We start from the raw sequence: 20,079 nt of genomic DNA on the forward strand, positions 1-20,079 counted from the left end.
TCACTCCCAGCGGAACAATCTCGCCGCGCCGACGCCGGCCGCCACGGCGATCACCGCCATTATCGCCAGGTGCAGCGGCTGCGGCGACGTGCCGGTCCAGGCGTCGAGGAGCGCCTGCACCCCGGGCGGCGTGTAGTCGCCGATCCGCGCCACGGCGTCCGGGAGCAGGAACCGGGGCAGGTAGACCCCGCCGAAGAACATGGTGACCAGGAACAGCGGCACGGCCAGGGCCTGTGCCGCCTTCGTCGTCCGGGCCACGGCGGCGACCAGCAGGCCGAGCGACAGCAGGGCGGCCGTGCCGAGGATGAACGCCAGCGTGAAGCCGAGCGGATGCCGGGGGAACGGCACCCCGAACGCGAGCCGGGCGACCACGATGAGCAGCAGCGCGCTGGCCAGGATCCCGGCCAGGGCCAGCACCAGTTGGGCGGCCAGCAGAGCCGCCGGGTGCGCCGGGGTGGTCGCCAACCGACGCAGCACGCCGCGTTCCCGGTAGGTGGCCAGCACCGAAGGCAGCGTGTTCACCCCGACCATGGCGAGGGTGACCACCAGCAGCGACGGGGCGAAATAGCTGACGAAGGTCTGCCCGTCGAAGGTCGGATCCGGCTTGCGCAGCGAGGGGACCAGCCCCAGCACCACCAGGATCAGGGTGGGCAGCCCGATCGTGGTGAGAAGCGTCGGCAGGTCTCGCAGGTAGAGGCGCGCCTCGGTTCTCAGGATGTTGCGGAAGGCGTGCATGCTGGCTCCCTGTCAGTTGGCGGGCCGGTGCCCGGTCAGCTCGACGAAGGCGTCGTCGAGGGTGGACTGCTCCAGCCGCAGGTCCGCGGCGACGATCTGGTGCCGGGCGAGCACCGAGGTGACGGCGTGCAGCAACTCACCGGTGCCGGTCACCACCACCTGGCTGCCGGTTCGCTGCACGGCGGACACCTCGGGCAGGTCGGTGAGGAGCCGGTCGTCGACCGGAGCCGAGGGTCGGAACCGGATCCGCTGCTCCGGAGCCACCGTCGACACCAGGCCCGCTGGGCTGTCCAGGGCGACCACCCGACCCCGGTCGATCACCGCGACCCGGTCGCAGAGCCGCTCGGCCTCCTCCATGAAGTGGGTGACCAGCACGATCGTCACCCCGCTGTCGCGGACCTGTTCGATGAGGCCCCAGGTGTCCCGGCGGGCCTGTGGGTCCAGCCCGGTGGTCAGCTCGTCGAGGATGGCGATCTCCGGGTTGCCCACCAGTGCCAGCGCGATGGAGAGTCGCTGCTTCTGGCCACCGGAGAGCTTCTTGTACGCGGTGTTCCGCTTCTCGCCGAGGCCCAGCCTCTCGATCAGCTCGGCCGGGTCGGCCGGATCGCGATAGAACGAGGCGTACAGCTCCAGCGCCTCGGCCACCCGCAACCGGTCCGGCAGTTGACTCTCCTGGAGTTGCACCCCGACCCGCTGGCGTAGCTGGGCCGCGTCCCGGCGGGGGTCGAGCCCGAGGACCGACACCCCGCCCCCGTCGGGGACACGAAGCCCGGCGACACACTCCACTGTGGTTGTCTTGCCGGCGCCGTTCGGGCCGAGCACGCCGAAGATCTCCCCGGCCTGCACGACGAGCGACACGTCGTCCACCGCCACCAGGTCGCCGTACCGCTTCTTCAGGTGGGTCACCTCGATGACCGGCATCGTGCCGCCTTCCGCCGCCGCTGACTTCTTACCCCTCAAGGGTTGTCGGGGTGGCCCGCCGGCGAATCGACCGGTCGGCGACGAACCTCGGCGTCCCCGGTGGATCACTGCCGTCCGTCAACCGGTTGATGTGTACGTGGTGAGTCGCTGCTAGCGCTCCGCCCGGCGGATCCGAGCACGGCTGGTTAGGCTGCTCGATCGTGGATGCCAGCAGAATCGCCAGCCCGGTGACCGGGGTCGTCGGACGCTTCCTCGCCGGGGCGGGGCTGCTCCTGCGCGGGTTGGGCCTCTACGTCCGCAGCCCGGGGCTGATGCTGCTCGGCATCGTGCCGGCGCTGATCTCCGGCGTGCTCTTCCTGGCCGCGCTCGCGACGCTCGTGTACTTCGTGGACGATCTCGCCGCGCTGGTCACCCCGTTCGCCGACGACTGGTCGAGCACCGGCCGCAGCCTGGTCCGGGTGATCGCCGGGTTGGCCTTCCTGGGGCTCGGTGGTCTGCTCGGCGTGCTCACCTTCACCGCTGTCACCCTGGTCATCGGCGACCCGTTCTACGAGAAGATCTCCGAGCGGGTGGAGCAGCGGTACGGCGGTACGCAGGGCGCGGTGGACGTGCCCTTCTGGTCGTCGCTGCGCCGCAGCCTCGCCGACTCGGTACGGCTGGTGGCGCTCGCGGCGTTGGTCGGCATCCCGCTCTTCGTCGCCGGCTTCATCCCGGTGGTCGGCCAGACGGTCGTCCCGGTCATCGGGGCGGCAGTGGGCGGGTGGTTCCTCGCCGTGGAGTTGGTGGGTGCACCGTTCTACCGGCGGGGGATGCGGCTGCCGCAGCGCCGGACGATCCTGAAGGCCGACCGACCGACTGCGCTCGGCTTCGGAGTGGCCGTCTTCCTCTGCTTCCTGATTCCGCTCGGCGCCGTGCTGATCATGCCGGCGGCGGTCGCCGGTGCCACGTTGCTGGCCCGTCGCTCGATGGGCCAGCCGATCGAGAACAGCTGACACGGCGTCGCGTAGGGGTTCGGGTGGGAGTGTCGCTGGTGAGCCATATACCTGAGAGTCATGTTTATGCCTCAGAGGTATATCGCTTACCGGAGCGACGCCCCGCCGACGGGCGCAAAGGCCCGTGTGTGACCGCTGATCAGGTCAGGTCGGCCAGGCAGCTCCACTCGGCTGCCACCGGGCGGTAGCCCAGCCGGACGTTGATCGCGAGCATCGGCGCGTTCGCCTCGTCGTTCGAGGTGTACGCGATGCGCACGCCGTTCGCGGCAGCCCGATGCAGGGCGGCCGTCTTGGCCAGCCGGGCCAGCCCTCGACCCCGGTATGTCGGGACGCTGCCGGTGTAGTCCGACCACATCCGGTCCCCGTCCCGCTTCACCAGGCTGAAGGCGACCACCTCCCCGTCGACCTCGGCGGCGATGCTGGCTCTCCTGTCCAGGCCGAGGTTGTCCCAGACGTCGTACCGCCAGCTCTCATAGCTCTTGCTGTCGACCGGTACGTCGCCCGGCTCGTCGACGGCCGAGGCCACGTCCGCCGCGTACAGCAGGCGAGGATCCAGGTCGGCGATCGGGTGCAGCCGTACGCCCGGGGGTGGATCGGGTAGCGCGGGTGCCGGATTCAGATCGAGCGCCGAGTAACGCACCTCGCGGCTGGGCTCGTAGCCGTGCCGACGGGCGAACGGCAGTGCCTCCGGTTGGGCCGTGGCACGCACCCGGCGGATTCCCAACGGGCGGAGGTAGTCGGTAGCGGCCGCCAGAAGCCCGCTGCCGATGCCGCGTCGCCGATGCTCCGGGTGCACGTGCAGCAGGTTGATGCCACCGACGTTCGCCACCGACGTCGTGCCGATCTGTTCGGCGGACACCCAGCCGACCACCCGGCCGTCGACCTCGGCCACGAAGGCGGTCCACTCCTCCTCCGGCGGGGGTTCGGCGATCATCTTTCGGGTCGACTCGACCCCACGCACGAGGTACGGGTAGACCACCGACCGCAGGGCCACCACAGCCGGGGCGTCGTCCGGCTGCGCCGTTCGGATCCGCATGTCGGCGAGGCTAACCACGATCCCCCGTCCGAGCGACGCATTAAACCCGCGCCCACAACGAGGAGTAGGCAGCAACATCAGGGTTATAGGGGCCTCCGAGCGCCGTGCGGCCACCATTTCCCTGAAGCTGTGCGGATCTTGCAGGGCGGGCAGGGCGGGCGTGGTGCCGGGCGGGCGCACCGGCGCGGTCAGGCGGAGGCGCGGCGGATCAGCTCGGTGGGCAGCATGACCGCCTGTTCGATGCTCTCCCCGGCGGCCAGCCGGAGCAGTTGGCGGGTCATCCGGCGGCCGAGTTCCACGATCGGCTGCCGGACGGTGGTCAGCGGCGGCTCGGTGTAGGCGGCGGTCTCGATGTCGTCGAAGCCGACCACGGCAACGTCGTCGGGCACCCGCCGACCTGCCTCGCGCAGCGTCCGCAGGGCGGCGTGCGCCATCAGGTCGGAGGCGGCGAAGACGCCGTCGAGGTCGGGATGCTCGGCGAGCAGGCGGCGCATCGCCGCCGACCCGGATTCCCGGGTGAAGTCGCCGATGGCGATCAGCTCGGGCAGCCCCGCGTCGGCGACCGTGCTGCGGTAACCGCTGAGCCGTTCGATCCCGGCGACCATGTCCTGTGGCCCGGCGATGGTCGCGATCCGTCGACGACCGCTGTCGATCATGTGCCGGACGGCCGCGGTCACCCCGGCCACGTGGTCGACATCGACGTACGGGACGGGCACGTCGCCGAGCGGCCGGCCGCTGACCACCACCGGGATGCCGAGTCGGGCCAGCGTGCCGGGCAGCGGGTCGGCACCGTGCAGCGACGCGAAGAGCACGCCGTCGACGTGCCGGCCGGTGGTGTACCGCTCGACCCGGTGGTGCCCGGCCGGCGAGCCGGCGAGCATCAGCACCAGTTGCTTGTCGGCCGCCTCCAGCTCCTGGCTGACACCACGGATGATGCCGGGGAAGACCTGGTCGTCGGAGAAGACCCGGGTGGCCGCCTCCGGCATGACCAGCGCGATCGAGTCGGTGCGCTGGGTGACCAGGCTGCGGGCCGCCAGGTTGGGGACGTACCCCAACTCGGCGACCGCCCGGGTGACCGCCTCGCGGATCGGTTCGGCGACGGTGGTGGAGCCGTTGACCACCCGGGAAACGGTGGCGCGGGACACTCCGGCCCGCGCTGCCACCGCTTCGAGCGTCGGCCGCTGCGCCGTCGTCATCGCGCTTTCCCCCCGCTCGTCACAGCCCGTTCCGGGAGATCACCTCCTGGTACCACCGGGCACTGGCCTTCGGTGTGCGCCGCTGGGTCAGGTAGTCGACGTGCACGATCCCGAACCGCTTGCGGTAACCCTCCGCCCACTCGAAGTTGTCCAGGAATGACCATACGAGATAACCGCGCAGGTCCACGCCCCGGGAGATCGCCTCGTGCGCCGCACGGAGGTGCCCGTCGAGGTAGGCGATGCGATCGGCGTCGATCACCTGCGCCGGCCCGTCGGGCGAGTCGGCGCCGGGCTTGTCGGGGAACGCCGCACCGTTCTCGGTGATCAGCAGCGGCACTCCGGGGTAGTCGGCGGCGATCCGCTCCAGCAGCCGGGTGAGCCCCGCCGGTTCGATCATCCACCCCATGTCGGTGAGCGGCCCGGCCGGAGGCAGGAAGTGCACAGCGCCCTCGGTGCCCGGATAGGCGCCGTTGCCGGCGCCGTCGGGCCGACCGGCCACGTAACTCGGGGCGTAGTAGTTGATGCCGAGCAGGTCGATCGGGGCGGCGATCAGCTTCTCGTCGCCGTCGCGGATGAACGTCGGCTCGACGATCCGGGCCACGTGCTCCCGGACGTCGTCCGGGTAGCCGCCGGCCAGCAGCGGGTCGAGGAAGATCCGGTTGTGCAGGCCGTCGACCAGGCGGACCGCGGCGGCGTCGGCCGCGCTCTGCGGGTCGGCCGGGCGTACGTCGGCCGGGTTGACGGTGACGCCCACGCTGCGCGCGCCGGCCGCCCGCAACGCCCGCGCCGCCAGGCCGTGCCCCAACAGCAGATGGTGTACGGCGGTGAAGGCCGCCGCCGGATCCTGCTCGCCGGGAGCGTGCAGGCCGTTGGCGTAACCGAGGTAGGCCGAGCACCACGGCTCGTTGAGCGTGGTCCACACGTCGATCCGGTCGCCGAGGCGGGCGTACACCGCGGTGGCGTAGGTGGCGAAGTGTTCGGCGGTGTCCCGGTTGGTCCAGCCACCCCGGTCACCGAGGGCCTGCGGCAGGTCCCAGTGGTAGAGGGTGACGATCGGGTCGATTCCCCGGTCCAGCAGCGTGTCGGTGAGCCGGTCGTAGAAGTCCAGCCCACGGGGGTTGGCCGGGCCGGTGCCGTCGGGCTGGATCCGCGGCCAGGCGACCGAGAACCGGTACGCCCGCAGACCCAGCTCGGCCATCAGCGCCACGTCGTCGGCGTACCGGTGGTAGTGGTCGCAGGCGACGTCGCCGGTGTGGCCCTGGTACACCTTGCCCGGCGTACGGCTGAAGGTGTCCCAGATGGACGGACCGCGACCGTCGTCACGGGCCGCACCCTCGATCTGGTACGCGGCGGTGGCCGCCCCCCAGAGGAAGTGTTCGGGAAACCGGATCTCGTTGCTGGACCGGTTGGTTGGCTCGCTCCGCTCGTTCACGCCTTGACCGCACCTTCCATGATTCCGCCGATGATCTGCCGGCCGAACAACACGAAGACCAGTAGCAGGGGCAGCGTCGCGATGGCCGTTCCGGTGAACACCTGCGACATGTCCTGGTAGTACCCGTCCGACAGTGCTCGTAGGGACAGCTGCACTGTCGGATTCGCCGGATCGTTCAATACAGCGTACGGCCAGAGGAAGTCGTTCCAGGTGGTCATGAAGGTGAGCAGACCGAGGACGGCGGCGGCGGGACGCAAGGCGGGCAGCACGACGTGCCACCAGACCCGGGCGGTGCCGCAGCCGTCCATCCGGGCGGCCTCGATCAGCTCGTCGCTGATGGCCTGGCCGGCGTACTGCCGCATCATGAACACCCCGAACCCGGTGACCAGCACCGGGACGATGACCGCGGGCAGCCGGTCGTTCCAGTGCAGCTTGGTCATGAGCAGGTAGAGCGGGATCACGCCGAGCTGTGTCGGCACCATCATGGTCGCGATGATCACCAGCAGCATGGCGTTGCGGCCACGGAACCTGAGCTTGGCGAAGGCGAAACCGGCCAGGCTGGAGAAGAACACCACGGACACGGTGACCGTGGTCGCCACGATCGCCGAGTTGATCAGACCGGCCATGAAGTACGCGTCGGGGTTGTCGAAGAGCCGGGCGATGTTGGCGCCCAGGTTGCCGCCGGGCGTGACCGGGGGCGGCAGTTGGCCCATCGCGTCGTTGCTGCGGCTGGCGACGACGAACATCCACCAGATCGGAAAGACCGACAGGCCGGCGGCGACGACCAGGGCGAGGTAGGTGAGCGGGCTGGCCCGCCAGAGTCGGCTCATCGTGCCGCTCCCTTCTGCGGTCGGTCGCCGCCGAGCCGGCGCAGGATCAGCACGTTGACCGCCGCGACGATCGCGATGAGCGCGAAGAGCAGCCAGGCCACCGCCGAGCCGTACCCGAAGTTGTAGTGCGGCGCGAAGGCGTTCTCGAACATGTACATGGTCAGGGTCTGCGACTCGCGCATCGGCCCGCCCCGGATCGGGTTGGTGCCGGAGTTGAACATCCGGGGCTCGGTGAAGAGTTGCAGGCCGCCGATGGTGGCGATGATGGTGCAGAAGATGATCGTCGGTTTGAGCAGCGGCACGGTGACCGACCAGAACTGTCGGGCCCGGTTGGCGCCGTCGATCGCCGCCGCCTCGTACAGGTCGCGGGGGATGGCCTGCATCGCGGCCAGCAGGATCAGCGCGTTGTAGCCGGTCCACCGCCAGTCGACCATGGCGGAGATGGCCACCCAGGAGGCGAACCGGTTGGACTTCCAGCCGATGGCGTCCAGCCCGACCAGATCGAGCAACCAGTTGATCATGCCGAACTCGCGGCCGAAGAGCACCCCGAACACGATCGCCACCGCGGCGGTGGACGTGACGTTGGGGACGAGCACCGCCATCCGCCAACCGGTGCGCGCCCGCAGGCCGCGGTTGAGCAGGTTGGCCAGCCAGAGCGCGGCGAGCAACTGCGGCACGGTCGAGATGACGAAGATGCCCAGCGTGTTGACCAGCGCGTGCCAGAAGTCGGTGTCGGCCAGCAGCCGGGTGTAGTTCTCCGCCCCGACGAAGGGGTGGTCGGCTCCGAGCAGGTCCCAGTCGTGCAGCGAGACCCAGAAGGTGTACGCCAGCGGGTACGCCCCGAAGATGCCGAAGATCAGGAAGAACGGGGCGATGTAGAGGTACGGCGAGAACCGGGTGTCGAGCCGGCTGAGCCGGCCTGGCGAACGCTGGGGTGCCGGTAAGACCGGCGGGCGGGCGTCGAGCTGGACGGTCATGCCCGGAAACTCCTTTCCGCCGTGCGGGCGGAACTCCGGTCGTCGGAGTCCGCCCGCACGCGCGCTGGTTGGGCTACTTGGCGGCGGCCTTCTTCGCGTTGGTCACCGCGTCGGTCCAGCCCTGCGCGGGGCTGCGCTGACCCAGCTCCACGGTCCGTACGGCGTTCTCCACCTCGGTCCGTACGGCCTGGTTCTTCGGGCCCATGTAGACCGGCTTCAGGCTCTTCGCGCCGGTGCCGAAGATGGCGCCGACCGGTGCCCCCGAGAAGTACGCGTTGGTCGCACCGGTGATCGCCGGGTCGTCGAGCGCCTGCGGCGAGGAGGGCAGCGGACCCTTGGCCTTGAACGCCCCGATCTGCCCCTTGGCGCTGGTCAGGAACTTGGCCAGCTTGATCGCCTCGGCCTGGTGCTTGCTCTGCTTGGGCACGGCGAGGTGCGATCCACCCCAGTTGCCGCCGTTGCCCGGCACCCGGGCGATGTCCCACTTGCCCTGGGCGCCCGTGCCGGCGTTGGCCTCGATGACGCCGGTCATCCAGGCGGGGCAGGCGATGGTGGCGAACTTCGACTGCTTGAAGGCGGACACCCACTCCTCCGACCAGGAGCCGTACTTGCCGGAGAGGCCCGAGTCGATGATGTCCATAGTGGTGTCGTAGGCCTGTCGCACGGCCGGGTTGCTGTCGACGACCAGCTTCTCGCTGGTGTCGTAGTAGCTGTAGCCGCTGCTGTTGCCGGCGGTCTGCAGCAGGATCGTGTTGAACGTGTTGGTCGCCCCGTCGAGGAAGGACGCCCCGGTCTTGGCCGCGACGAACTTCTCACCAGTGGCGATGTAGTCCGGCCAGGTGGGCCAGAGCTTCGAGACCGCGTCGCGCTCGGTGGGCAGGCCGGCCTTCTGGAAGAGGTCCTTGCGGTAGCACATGGCGATCCCGCCGACGTCGGTACCGAGGCCGATGAGCTGCTTGCCGTCGGCGGTCAGGCCGGCGTTCCACTTCCACTCCAGGAAGTTGCCCTTGAGGTCGGCGGCGCCGTGGTCCAGCAGGTTGACGAAGTTCGCCGGATTGGCCTTGTACTCGACCAGCAGACCCTCCTCGATGGCCACCACGTCGCCGGCGCCCCGGCCGGCGGCGAGCCACTGGGTGAGCTTCGGCGAGTACTCGTCGAGGTTGGTGCCGGTGCCGCGCTCGACGATCTTCACGCCGGGGTTCGCGGTCATGTACTCCTGGTAGAGCTGCTCGTAGCCGAACTGGCCGAAGACGTCGACGGTCAGGGTGACCGGTCCGTCGCCCGGCTCGTCACCGCCGCCGCAGCCAGCGGTGACGAGCAGGGCGGTGGTGGCGGCGAGGGCCACCGCGGCGAGGCGGCGGCGCGGGAAGACAGCCATGGGTTATCGACCTCTCTCAAGGCGGGCGGGTGATGGCAGATGGCTAAGAGAGCGCTCTCACGACAGGGTGGTGGGTCGTCAACGGGCTGTCAAGAGAGCGCTCTCTCAGTGTTGTGGTCCCGTGATGGACGGTCGCCGGGGCACAGCGCGCCCGGTGCGCGGTGGATCCCCCGAACGCCGACGAGGGCGCCACCCCCGCCGGGGTGACGCCCTCGATCGTTCTGAATCGGTCAGCCGGTGCGCAGACCGTCCAACAGGGTGCGGTCACCGACGACGTCCAGCGTCTCGAAGCTCACCCGACCCCAGAGCGCCAGCAGCAGGTCGCTGGCGGTGCCGCTGACCTGGGCGCGGGCGTGGTGATCGTCGTGGTCGAAGATGGTGGCGGTGTCGAGCAGCGCCACCCCCTCGCCGCGCAACCGCAGATACCACTCCTGGGCCGCATCGGTCGCGCAGAGCTGCACCACCCCGTGCCAGTCACCCGGCACCTGCCGCCGGCCCGCCGGCAGCCAGGTGTCCAGCACCTCACTCACCCCGTCGGCCGCGAGCTTCGCCTCCACCGGGTCACCAGCCCCGATGGCGAGCTGGGCGTCCCAGCGGTGCACAGCCGTCTCGTGCGCCATCCGACGCGGCCAGAAACCGGCCTTCTTCGGCTGCGGGGCCCAGTTCCACGCCGGTGCCTCGGGGTCGAGCCCGTCGAAGAGGGTCATCACCCGGTCGTAACCCTGCTGCCACAGCTGGAGCGCGTTCACCCCCGGGCCGGCCTCGAGCTTCTCCCGCCGAGGCGGTTGGCTGGTCTGGCCGGAACCGGCGAACGACGACACCCAGTGGTAGATGCCGGCCATGTGCAGTGTGACGTCGTTGACCGTCCAGCCCGGACAGGACAGCACCGGTGTCTCCGGCGGCGCCTCGGCCACCGCTGTCGCGAAAGCCGGACCCTCCGTCCGGAGCGCCCCGATCCAGAAATCCTTGCTGCCCTGCAGTCTGCTCATCGCCATCCTCCCGGGGGTGCCGGGCGACCAGTGGGTGCCACGGCTACTTGTCAGCCTAAGGTGAAGGGCGTGCCAGACGCCTCCGCCCAGCCGACAACCGACGCCGATCGTGCCATCCCCGGTCCACTCGCCGGCTACACCACCCTCCGAACGGGTGGGCCGGCCGAGCGGATCGTGGCCGCCGGCAGTGCCGACGAACTCGTCCAGGCGGTACGCGCCGCGGCGGAGCCGGTCCTGATCCTGGCCGGCGGCAGCAACGTGGTGATCGGCGACGCCGGCTTCCCCGGCACCGTCGTGCTGGTGCGCTCCCGTGGCATGCGGGTCATCGCCGAGGACACCACCTCGGTCACCGTACGGGTCGACGCCGGCGAGCCCTGGGACGACCTGGTCGCCGCCACGGTCACCAACGGCTGGGCCGGGCTGGAATGCCTGTCCGGCATCCCCGGCTCGACCGGTGCCACCCCGATCCAGAACGTCGGCGCGTACGGCCAGGAGGTCGCCGAGACGATCACCGGCGTCGAGGTGTACGACCGGGTCGAGGGCACCCGTCAGGTCATCCCCGCCGCCGACTGCGGCTTCGCCTACCGGGGCAGCATCTTCAAGTACGTGGACCGCTGGGTGGTGCTCTCGGTCGACTTCCGACTCACCAGGTCTCCGCTCTCCGGGCCGGTGCGCTACGCGGAGCTGGCCCGAGCCCTCGGTGTCAAGGTGGGCGACCAGGTGCCGCTGGCCGACGCCCGAGCGGTGGTGCTGCGGTTGCGGGCGGGCAAGGGGATGGTGCTCGACGCCAACGACCCGGACACTCGCTCGGTCGGCTCCTTCTTCACCAACCCGGTGCTCGACCGCGCGACGTACGAACAGCTCCTGGAACGCTCCGCCGAGCTGGGCGACCCGCCCGCCTGGCCCGGGGCGGACGGCCTGGTCAAGGTGAGCGCCGCCTGGCTGATCGACAAGGCCGGCTTCGCCAAGGGCCACCCCGGCGAGGGTGGAGTGGCCATCTCCAGCAAGCACACCCTGGCCCTGACCAACCGCAGCGGCACCGCTCACACCCGCGACCTGCTCACCCTGGCCCGCACCATCCGCGATCAGGTCCACGCCCGCTTCGGCGTAACCCTGCACCCCGAGCCAGTCCTCATCAACTGCACCCTCTGACCCACCCCCACCCCCACCCCCACCCCCACCCCCACCCCCGCGATCTTGCAGTTTCTGTCGCGACACAACGGTTGCAAAAGGGCGAATCGCCAACCGAAAGTGCAAGATCGGCGTGCGGGGTGGGCGTGCGGGGTGGGCGTGGCGGGGTGGACCGTGCGGGGTCAGGGGAGGGGCCAGGGGAGGGTCAGTTCGCCCTGGCGCCAGCGGGTGGGGTTGCCGAGGACCGGCCAGCCGGTTTCGCGGAGACGGGTCACCGCGTGCAGCCAGCGTTGGCGTGGGCCGAAGGTGGCGTACGGGACGGCGGCCTGCCAGGCGTCGTCCAGGGCGCGGATCAGCGCGTGCACCGGCTCACCGGGAACGTTGCGGTGGATCAGCGCCTTGGGCAGCCGCTCGGCCAGCTCGGCGGGGCTGCCCAGCGTGGTGAGCTTCGCGGCCAGGGTCAGCGTCCGGGGGCCGTCGGCGTCGATCAGCAGCCAACTGGAGAGCCGCCCCAACTCGTCACAGGTGCCCTCGACGAGCACTCCGCCGGGGGCGAGCGCGGCGGTCATCGTCTGCCAGGCTTCGGCCACCTCGCTCTCGTCGTACTGTCGCAGCACGTTGAACGCGCGGACCAGCACCGGCCGGAGCCCGGCCAACTCGAACCCACCCCGGGCGAATGTCAGCCCGGGCGGGTCGGCGGCCGGAGCCGCGGCCGCCACCCGGGCCGCGTCGATCTCCAACCCGACCAGCCGTACGTCCGGACGCACCCCGGCCGCCAGTCGAGCGCGCAGCTCCACCGCGGTCACCGGGGTGGCGCCGTAGCCGAGGTCGACCACCAGGGGATCGTCCGCCGCCAACAGCCGGTCGGCGCAGGTGGCGACGATCCAGTTGTCCACCCGACGGAGCCGGTTCGGGTTCGTCGTGCCGCGGGTGACCACGCCGAACGGCCGGCGCCGCGCCGCAGGGCTCATGTCGACCTCCGGGCCAATCTCCGTTCGCGACTGCGGGGCTCGAAGACCCGGCTCACTTCTCGCTAGACCCGGTGCACCTTGTGCTGGGCGGCCTGTGCCCGGGGCCGGACCACCAGCCGGTCGATGTTGACGTGCTCCGGGCGGGTGGCGCACCAGGCGATGCAGTCGGCGACGTCCTCGGCGACCAGCGGCCCCGGCACCCCGGCGTAGACGGCGGCGGCCCGTTCCGCGTCGCCCTCGAAGCGGACCAGCCCGAACTCGTCGGTCTTCACCATGCCCGGGTCGATCTCGATGACCCGCAGCGGCCGGCCACACAGCTCCAGGCGGAGCGTGCCGGCGATGGCGGTCTGCGCGTGCTTCGCGGCCGTGTAGCCGCCCCCGCCCTCGTACACCGTCAGGCCGGCGGTGGAGGAGACCACCACGATGGTGCCGGCGCCGGAGGCTTCCAGCGCCGGCAGCAGCGCCTGGGTGACCCGCAGGGTGCCGAGCACGTTCACGTCGTACATCCACTGCCAGTCGGCGACCGAGCCGGACTCCACCGGGTCCAGTCCGCGCGCTCCGCCGGCGTTGTTGACCAGCAGGGTGACCGGCCCGGGTGCCTGGGCGGCGGCCTCGGCCAACCGGGCCACCGACTCGTCCGAGGTGACGTCGCAGGTCACGGCGGTGGCCTGCCCGCCGGCGGCGGTGATCTCGGCGACCAGGTCGGTGAGCCGTTCGGCGCGGCGGGCGGCGGCGAGCACGTGGAAGCCCTCGGCGGCGAGCCGGCGGGCGGTGGCCGCGCCGATCCCGCTGGACGCTCCGGTGACGATGGCGACTGAGGTCATCCCGACATTGTCACAGCGGGCGTACGACCCGCCCCGACCGGGCGTAGGGCAGCCATCGACGGGCGTTCGGTGATGAGGTCCGTCACGCCGAGGGGCCGCGCCGGGGAATTTCCGAAGCCCGATGGGGAAGATGACATCCGGCGCACAGGTTGACCGAGAAGCGCCGGTCGTGCGAGACGGCATCAACCGTGAAGAAGGAGCGGATGTGGCGGAAATGCACACCGGTGTCGGGCGTCAGCGAGGTGCCCGACCGTGGCCCCGGCCTCGCCGCATCGCCACCCTGTCGGTACACACCTCCCCCCTGCACCAGCCCGGCACGGGTGATGCCGGCGGAATGAACGTCTACATCCTCGAAGTCGCCCGGCGTCTCGCCGAGGCCAACGTGGAGGTGGAGATCTTCACCCGGGCCACCTCCGGTGACCTCCCCCCGGTGGTCGAGATGGCGCCTGGAGTGCAGGTCCGACACATCACCTCCGGTCCCCTGGAGGGCCTCACCAAGGAGGAGTTGCCCGGTCAGCTCTGCGCCTTCACCGCCGGGGTGCTGCGCGCCGAGGCGTCCCGCCCGCCCGGCCACTACGACCTGATCCACTCGCACTACTGGCTCTCCGGCCAGGTCGGTTGGCTGGCCAAGGAGCGCTGGGGGGTGCCGCTGGTGCACACCGCGCACACCCTGGCGAAGGTCAAGAACGCCCAGCTCGCGGCCGGCGACCGGCCGGAGCCCAAGGCGCGGGTCATCGGCGAGGAGCAGGTCGTCGCCGAGGCGGACCGGCTGGTCGCCAACACCCGGGTCGAGGCCAGCGACCTCCTCGCCCGCTACGACGCCGACCCGACCCGGGTGTCCGTCGTGCAGCCGGGCGTCGACCTGGCCCGGTTCCGGCCCGCGCCGGGCGACAGGTCCGCCGCGGCCCGCCAGGCCCGTCGCCGGCTGGGGCTTCCAGTCGACGGGTACGTGCTTGCCTTCGTCGGTCGGATCCAGCCGCTCAAGGCCCCCGACGTGCTGATCCGCGCGATCGCCGCGCTGCGGGAGCGCGATCCGGCGCTCGCCGACCAGGTGACCGTGGTGATCTGTGGCGGGCCCAGCGGCAGTGGGCTGGACCGGCCGACCGCCCTGATCGAGTTGGCCGCCACGCTCGGGGTCAGCGACGGGGTGCGGTTCCTGCCGCCGCTCACCGGGGACGACCTCCCGGCCCTGTACCGGGCGGCGGACCTGGTCGCCGTGCCGTCGCACAACGAATCGTTCGGGCTGGTCGCCCTGGAGGCGCAGGCCTGCGGTACGCCCGTGCTGGCCGCCGCCGTCGGAGGCCTGGTCACCGCCGTTCGGGACCAGGTCAGTGGCGTACTGATCGACGGGCACGACCCGGTCGACTGGGCCCGTGCCATGGGCAGTCTGCTTCCGAACCGGGCGCTGCGGTCGGTGCTGGCCCGAGGCGCCGAGCAGCACGCCCGGCACTTCTCCTGGGACCGTACGGTCGCCGGTCTGCTCGGGGTCTACGGCGAGGCGATCGCCGGGCACCGCGCCCGGTTCGCGGCCGACCTGGCGGGTGACCCGGCGCTCTCCTGCTCCTGGTGACCCGCGGGCCGTCGTCACCCGGTGCGCGAGCCGGGTCGGTCGTAGAGTGGGTCCGGTGAGCCCGAAGAGCGATCTTGCGACCCTGATCGAGTCGGTCTGCGCCGAGCGGGACCTGGCCTGGGAGTCGACCGGCCCCGGCTCGTACGCGGTGACGCTGCCGGGCACCCACAAGCTCAAGACGATCTGCAACCTGATCGTCGGCGAGCACGCGCTGCGGATCGAGGCGTTCGTGATGCGCCAGCCGGACGAGCGCCGCGAGGAGCTGTGGGCCTGGCTGTTGCAGCGCAACGCCCGGATGTACGGCGTCTCCTTCTCCACCGACGCCGTCGGCGACGTGTACCTCACCGGTCGGGTCAACCCGGCCGGCGTGGACGCCGACGAGTTGGACCGCCTGTTCGGCGCGGTACTCACGTACGCCGACGAGTCGTTCGACACGATGCTGGAGATCGGCTTCGGCAGTTCGATCCGGCGCGAGTACGAGTGGCGGGTGAAGCGGGGCGAGTCGACCGCCAACCTGGCCGCCTTCGCCCACCTCTTCGAGCCCTCCGGCGCCGGCCCCGACCCGACCTGACCCACCGCGCCGCGCCGCGCCCGGTGCCCCGGGCCTGCGCCCCGTACCCGGGGTCGCCCCCATGATCGTGCTCGAACCAGGAAGTAGTGGTGTCGCCGCTGCGGCGATGCCACTCGATCCTGGATCCAGCACGACCATGGCGAGTTGACTGTGGTTCGGAGTGCTCCTGACGGGTATGCCGCACCGCGCGGTGCGGCAAGGGACCCCCGCGCGCCGATGACGGAGTGCCAAGGAGCGGAGCGTCCCATGGCTCAGCGGAACAGCTCAGGTCGCGGCGCGACTGCGACCAGGACGAAGCGACAGGCCGGCAACCAGACGCCGGGTACGCCCGGAGTCTCCGAGTCGGAGATTTCCCGGATGCGGGTGGACGACATCCGCGGGCAGCTACGTAGACGCGGGGTCTCCGGGATCTCCGCGTTGCGCAAGCCCGAGCTGGTGAAACAGCTGGTGCGCTCGATGCGGGCCGGCGCGGGTCGGAGCAGCACCGGCCCGTCGGGCCGGGCCGCCGGCACCAGGGCGTCGGCGGGTCGTGCCGCCGCCACCAAGAAGTCGGCGGCCCGGCCGGCGTCGAGCCGCGCGAAGGCCGCGCCGGCGAACAAGAGCGCGCCCGCGAAGCGGGCCGCCGCAACGAAGGCGACCGCCGGGCGGAAGTCGACGGCGGCGGCGAAGAGAGCGCCGGCGAAGAAGGCGACCGCCGCGAAGAAGACCACAGCGGCGACGTCGACGGCCGCCCGCAGGAGCACGGCCGCGAGCGGGACCACCGCCGCCCGGAAGACCGCCGCAGCGCGGAAGACCACGGCGGCCCGTAAGACAGCGACGGCGCGTACGTCACCCGCGCGGAAGGCGCCGGCGAAGAAGGCACCGGCGCGACCGGCGGCGAAGCGCGCGACGCCGGCCAAGAGTGCGGCGGCGAAGCGTACGACGGCGAAGCGCACGGCGCCGGCCAAGAGTGCGGCGGCCAAGCGTACGACGGCGAAGCGCACGGCACCGGCCAAGAGCGCGGCGGCCAAGCGCACGTTGACCCCGTCGACCGGTGGCGGGACGGCGGCCGGCGGGATCAGGACTGGACGGGGCACGGGGCGGTCGGTCCGCAGTTCGCAGGTGATCTCGTCGGTCACGGACCGGCCAGAGCGGCCGGGACGGAGTTTGATCACGGCGAACCACGAGGTGATCCAGCGGTGGGCCCGGGAACGCGGGGCCAAGCCGGCGACCATCGCCGGCACCGAGCGGGATGGCCGGGCGGGCGTGTTGACCTTCAACATTCCCGGATACCGGGAAAGCAGCCGGATTCGCGAGATCACCTGGGATGAGTGGTTCTACACGTTTGACCTGCGGCGGCTGAACCTGATTTATCAGGAACAGTTGCGCGACGGTCGGCAGAGCAACTTCTTCCGGACCGAGTCACCCGATCGGGAAGACGGTTGAGGTGTTTGCGGGAATGGCCGACGGGTAACCGGCTGTTGCCAACGGACGAGGCCGGAGCAGCGGATACTCGCCAGTTGTGACGGGCGAGACAGCCGTTCTGGGTTGAATCCAGAATCCGGGCGAACTAGCTTTATTGCACCGCGCCACGTTTGGAAACGTTCGGGGGAGCGGCGGATCGATCAGATCCGCGCACCAGACGAGGCGCGAGGGGACGGGTGGAATAACCGTTGGGGGACGGTTCCCACCTGTTTGGACCGGCGGCGTGAGCGGGCGATGCTTACGGGGGTGAGTGTTGCCCGCCGCCGCCGGCCCCACCGGCGGGCGCCCACCACGACCTCAGGGACGTGGTGGGCGCTTTGCGTCGGTTATCCGGTCGGTACGCGGTCTGCGGTGGTTGTCCGCTCCGGGTCGACGGCCCGGCGCAGCGTGGCGACGTGCCGCTCCCGGGGTGGTCCGGCGAGCAGGTGCCCGAGCGCGGCCAGCAGACCCAGCCCGCCCACGATCAGCCAGTGCCGGTCGCCGAGGTGCTGGAGGCTCACCCCGCCGAGGGTGGGCGCGACGAACGCCGCGGCGGGGAACGTCAGGTAGAAGACCGACTGGTAGCGCGCTCGTAGCTGCGGTGGCGCCAGATCCGCGTTGATCTGCGCGTTGGGCGGGGCGGCGAGCATCGAGCCGACCGTCCAGACCACTGCGGCACCCAGGTAGATGGCCAGTTCGTCGGCGATGGCGAGCGCCCCGAAACCGAGCGCGAGCAGCGCCGTGGAGGCGGCCAGCACGACGTCCTTGCGGTGCCGGTCGATCAGCCGGGGCACGAACAACTGCCCGACCACGATCAGCGCGCCGCCGAGCGCGACCACCAGCCCGTACGCCGATGGGCCCAGGCCGTCCGCGCGCATGGCCAGCGGCATGATGGTCGACGTCTGCATGGTGAGTACGGCCAGCACGAAGGTGAGCCCGACGAAGACCAGGAAGGTGCGGTCGGTGAGGGCGGTGTGCAGTCCCGGTCGGCGGGTCCGGATGGATTTCGGTGCCGCGCCTGTGGCTTGTGGTGAGCCGGCCGTTGGCCGGGCCAGCCGCAGGGTTTCGGGCACCTTCCAGGCGATCACGGCTGCGGCGGTCAGGGTGGCGCCCGCGTCCACCAGGAACAGCGCGGTGAAGCTCGCCTCGGCCAGCACCCCGGCGAGCAGCGAGGCGACCGCCATGCCCAGGTTGAACGCCCAGAACTGAAGGTTGAACGCCCGCGAGCGGCGCTCGGCGGGCACCACGTCGACGATCGCCGCGACGAACGCCGGGCTGGGCATCGAGTGGACCACACCGATCAGCGCGGAGAGCACCGCGATCAGCAGCAGGGGTCGGGTGAAGGCGAGCGCCACCATCAGGCCGACGGTGGCCAGGTGCGCGGCGAGCAGGGTCGCCCGGCGTCCCCACCGGTCGGCGAGCACCCCGCCGAGCAGTACGCCGGCCGCCCCGCCGGCTCCGTACGCGCCGACCACGGTGCCGGCCAGTCCTTCGCTCGCGCCGCGTACGTCGGTGAGGTAGAGCGAGAGGAACAGCATGGCGAACGCGCCGGCCCGGTTGATCAGCAGGCCGGCCCAGAGGTACCAGAAGGTGGCGGGTAATCCGCCTGCGGTGTCGTGCCACCAGCGCCGCAGGGCGTGCACCCGACCTCCCGACAGTTCAGGTTGTTAACTGTTCCCTTGCACAGTAGGAAACTCCGGCACGGCCGCGCCACTCGTTACGCCTCGGCGGGCTGTGGCGAACGGGACGCGGTGGCCGCTGCCAGTGCCTCACCGGAGCGGCGCAGCGCGGCGGCACGCCGTTCCCGGGCCGGCCCCGACACCAGGTGGGCCACCGCGGTCAGGAGGCCGAGCGCGGCGCAGCCGTACCAGAGGGTGTCGTTGCCGGCGTGCTCGCGCACCAGGCCACCGAGGATCGGCGCGCTGGCCCCGGCGATCTGCCACGAGAGGGAGAACACGCCCTGGTAGCGACCGCGCAGCTCGGCCGGGGAGAGTTCGGCGATCAGCGTGGAGTTGGAGGGCGAGTTCAGCATCTCGCCGACCGTCCAGATCAACACGGTCAGCCCGTAGAACCACGGGGTGCCGGCGAACGCGGTCAGTCCGAATCCCACGCCCATCACCACGGACGCCAGCGCGAGCACGTGCGAGCGGCTCCGACCCCGGATCAGCCGGGGCACGAAGAGCTGTCCGACCACGATGAGGATGCCGTTGAGCGCGATCACCGAGCCGTAGGTGGCCGGGCTCAGACCGTCGTCGCCCATCGCGATCGGCAGCATCGAGATGTGCTGGAGGAACACCAGCGCGGCAAACAGGTTGAGTGCCACGAAGCCGAGGTAGACCCGGTCGGTGAGGATCGTGCGCAGCGCGCCGCGCGGGGCCGCTGCTGCCGTGACGGCGGTGGCGGGGCCGGCCTGTCGGGTCTCCGGAACCTTGCTGAAGATGATCAGCGCGGTGATCAGCATGGTGGCCGCGTCGACCACGAACAGCAGCAGGTAGTCGGCCTGTGCGGCGAGGCCGGCGAGGACTGCCGCGCAGGCGAAGCCCAGGTTGATAGCCCAGTAGTTGAGCGAGAAGGCGCGCAGCCGGTCCTTCGCCGGCACCACGTCGATCATCATCGCCCCGAACGCGGGCCGGGCCGCCTCGGCGAACAGGCCGAGCAGCAGCGCGCCCAGCGCCACCGCCCAGAGATCCCGGGCCAGCCCGAGCCCGAGCATCATGGCCGCCGCGCCCACGTGGGCGGTGAGCAGCGTGGGCCGGCGCCCCCACCGGTCGGCCAGAGTGCCGCCAGCGGTCGTGCCGAACGCCCCGCCGACACCCCAGAGGCCGATCACCAGGCCGGCCTGCGAGGCCGAGAAGCCACGTTCCTGGGTCAGGTAGATGGCGAGGAAGACGAGGACGAAGGAGCCGAGTCGGTTGATCAGGGTGCCGGACCACAGGTACCAGAAGGTGGTCGGTAGGCCGCCGGTGGTGTCCCGGAACCAACTCCGCATCGTCCGCATATGGCGCCCCGCTTGCAAGTAATGACCGATGTGACTGACGTGCCTTACAACCCTAGTGGCGGCCGGATCCGCTGGTCATCAGGTT

At 71.0% G+C, this 20,079-nt stretch carries 18 protein-coding genes; 5 read left to right on the top strand and 13 right to left on the bottom strand.

The genetic code is table 11. From position 1 onward, the window contains the following. A complete protein-coding gene (locus tag ABTW72_RS11820) occupies positions 1–735 on the bottom strand; it encodes an ABC transporter permease (protein WP_350857534.1) in 735 nt (244 codons plus the stop codon). A 12-nt stretch (positions 736–747) separates the two neighbouring features. Beyond that, the gene (locus ABTW72_RS11825; RefSeq protein WP_350857536.1) at positions 748–1,656 is read right to left on the bottom strand and encodes an ABC transporter ATP-binding protein; all 909 of its coding nucleotides are present in this window, start codon (positions 1,654–1,656) and stop codon (positions 748–750) included. A 200-nt stretch (positions 1,657–1,856) separates the two neighbouring features. Here ABTW72_RS11825 and ABTW72_RS11830 point away from each other — a divergent pair, with 200 nt between their 5' ends. Further along, positions 1,857–2,648, top strand: coding sequence for an EI24 domain-containing protein (locus tag ABTW72_RS11830; protein WP_350857539.1), 792 nt, complete (start codon positions 1,857–1,859; stop codon positions 2,646–2,648). A 139-nt stretch (positions 2,649–2,787) separates the two neighbouring features. Here the strand turns inward: ABTW72_RS11830 and ABTW72_RS11835 are convergent, their stop codons facing one another. The 7 genes from ABTW72_RS11835 to ABTW72_RS11865 all read right to left on the bottom strand — a co-directional run bounded on the left by ABTW72_RS11835 (position 2,788) and on the right by ABTW72_RS11865 (position 10,486). Further along, the gene (locus ABTW72_RS11835) at positions 2,788–3,684 is read right to left on the bottom strand and encodes a GNAT family N-acetyltransferase (protein ID WP_350857540.1); all 897 of its coding nucleotides are present in this window, start codon (positions 3,682–3,684) and stop codon (positions 2,788–2,790) included. 188 nt (positions 3,685–3,872) lie between these two features. Next, positions 3,873–4,880 (bottom strand): LacI family DNA-binding transcriptional regulator, encoded by a 1,008-nt coding sequence (locus ABTW72_RS11840; protein WP_112584215.1) that lies wholly within the window; start codon positions 4,878–4,880, stop codon positions 3,873–3,875. A 19-nt stretch (positions 4,881–4,899) separates the two neighbouring features. Further along, positions 4,900–6,312: a GH1 family beta-glucosidase gene (locus ABTW72_RS11845; RefSeq protein ID WP_350857543.1), complete on the bottom strand. Its 1,413-nt coding sequence runs from the start codon at positions 6,310–6,312 to the stop codon at positions 4,900–4,902. After that, positions 6,309–7,142, bottom strand: coding sequence for a carbohydrate ABC transporter permease (locus tag ABTW72_RS11850; protein ID WP_350857546.1), 834 nt, complete (start codon positions 7,140–7,142; stop codon positions 6,309–6,311). Before ABTW72_RS11850 ends, ABTW72_RS11845 begins: the two co-directional genes overlap by 4 nt. Further along, complete coding sequence (locus ABTW72_RS11855; protein ID WP_350857549.1) at positions 7,139–8,119, bottom strand: carbohydrate ABC transporter permease; 981 nt, start codon at positions 8,117–8,119, stop codon at positions 7,139–7,141. Before ABTW72_RS11855 ends, ABTW72_RS11850 begins: the two co-directional genes overlap by 4 nt. Positions 8,120–8,192: 73 nt before the next feature. Then, on the bottom strand, positions 8,193–9,497 hold the full coding sequence (locus ABTW72_RS11860; RefSeq protein ID WP_350857552.1) for an ABC transporter substrate-binding protein: 1,305 nt from the start codon (positions 9,495–9,497) through the stop codon (positions 8,193–8,195). 230 nt (positions 9,498–9,727) lie between these two features. Next, positions 9,728–10,486 (bottom strand): maleylpyruvate isomerase family mycothiol-dependent enzyme, encoded by a 759-nt coding sequence (locus tag ABTW72_RS11865; RefSeq protein WP_350857555.1) that lies wholly within the window; start codon positions 10,484–10,486, stop codon positions 9,728–9,730. A gap of 69 nt (positions 10,487–10,555) precedes the next feature. Here ABTW72_RS11865 and ABTW72_RS11870 point away from each other — a divergent pair, with 69 nt between their 5' ends. Next, the gene (locus ABTW72_RS11870; protein ID WP_350857557.1) at positions 10,556–11,638 is read left to right on the top strand and encodes a UDP-N-acetylmuramate dehydrogenase; all 1,083 of its coding nucleotides are present in this window, start codon (positions 10,556–10,558) and stop codon (positions 11,636–11,638) included. Between the two features lie 161 nt (positions 11,639–11,799). Here the strand turns inward: ABTW72_RS11870 and ABTW72_RS11875 are convergent, their stop codons facing one another. Both ABTW72_RS11875 and ABTW72_RS11880 read right to left on the bottom strand, forming a co-directional pair. Beyond that, positions 11,800–12,588: a class I SAM-dependent methyltransferase gene (locus ABTW72_RS11875; protein ID WP_350857560.1), complete on the bottom strand. Its 789-nt coding sequence runs from the start codon at positions 12,586–12,588 to the stop codon at positions 11,800–11,802. Positions 12,589–12,650: 62 nt separating this feature from the next. Beyond that, positions 12,651–13,412, bottom strand: coding sequence for an SDR family oxidoreductase (locus ABTW72_RS11880; protein WP_350857563.1), 762 nt, complete (start codon positions 13,410–13,412; stop codon positions 12,651–12,653). A gap of 205 nt (positions 13,413–13,617) precedes the next feature. Between ABTW72_RS11880 and mshA the strand changes: the two genes are divergently transcribed. The 3 genes from mshA (at position 13,618) to ABTW72_RS32715 (ending at position 16,978) form a co-directional block, all read left to right on the top strand. Beyond that, positions 13,618–14,982, top strand: coding sequence for a D-inositol-3-phosphate glycosyltransferase (gene mshA, locus ABTW72_RS11885; RefSeq protein WP_350857566.1), 1,365 nt, complete (start codon positions 13,618–13,620; stop codon positions 14,980–14,982). A 55-nt stretch (positions 14,983–15,037) separates the two neighbouring features. Further along, a complete protein-coding gene (locus tag ABTW72_RS11890; RefSeq protein WP_112605262.1) occupies positions 15,038–15,553 on the top strand; it encodes a type III secretion system chaperone family protein in 516 nt (171 codons plus the stop codon). Positions 15,554–15,910: 357 nt separating this feature from the next. Then, a complete protein-coding gene (locus ABTW72_RS32715; RefSeq protein ID WP_502892194.1) occupies positions 15,911–16,978 on the top strand; it encodes a hypothetical protein in 1,068 nt (355 codons plus the stop codon). 365 nt (positions 16,979–17,343) lie between these two features. Here ABTW72_RS32715 and ABTW72_RS11900 read toward each other — a convergent pair whose 3' ends face one another. Both ABTW72_RS11900 and ABTW72_RS11905 read right to left on the bottom strand, forming a co-directional pair. After that, positions 17,344–18,639: an MFS transporter gene (locus ABTW72_RS11900; protein ID WP_350857569.1), complete on the bottom strand. Its 1,296-nt coding sequence runs from the start codon at positions 18,637–18,639 to the stop codon at positions 17,344–17,346. 74 nt (positions 18,640–18,713) lie between these two features. Further along, complete coding sequence (locus tag ABTW72_RS11905; protein WP_350857572.1) at positions 18,714–19,994, bottom strand: MDR family MFS transporter; 1,281 nt, start codon at positions 19,992–19,994, stop codon at positions 18,714–18,716. Positions 19,995–20,079 lie beyond the last annotated feature (85 nt).

Source organism: Micromonospora sp. NPDC127501 (genome assembly GCF_040302185.1).
Lineage (GTDB): Bacteria > Actinomycetota > Actinomycetes > Mycobacteriales > Micromonosporaceae > Micromonospora.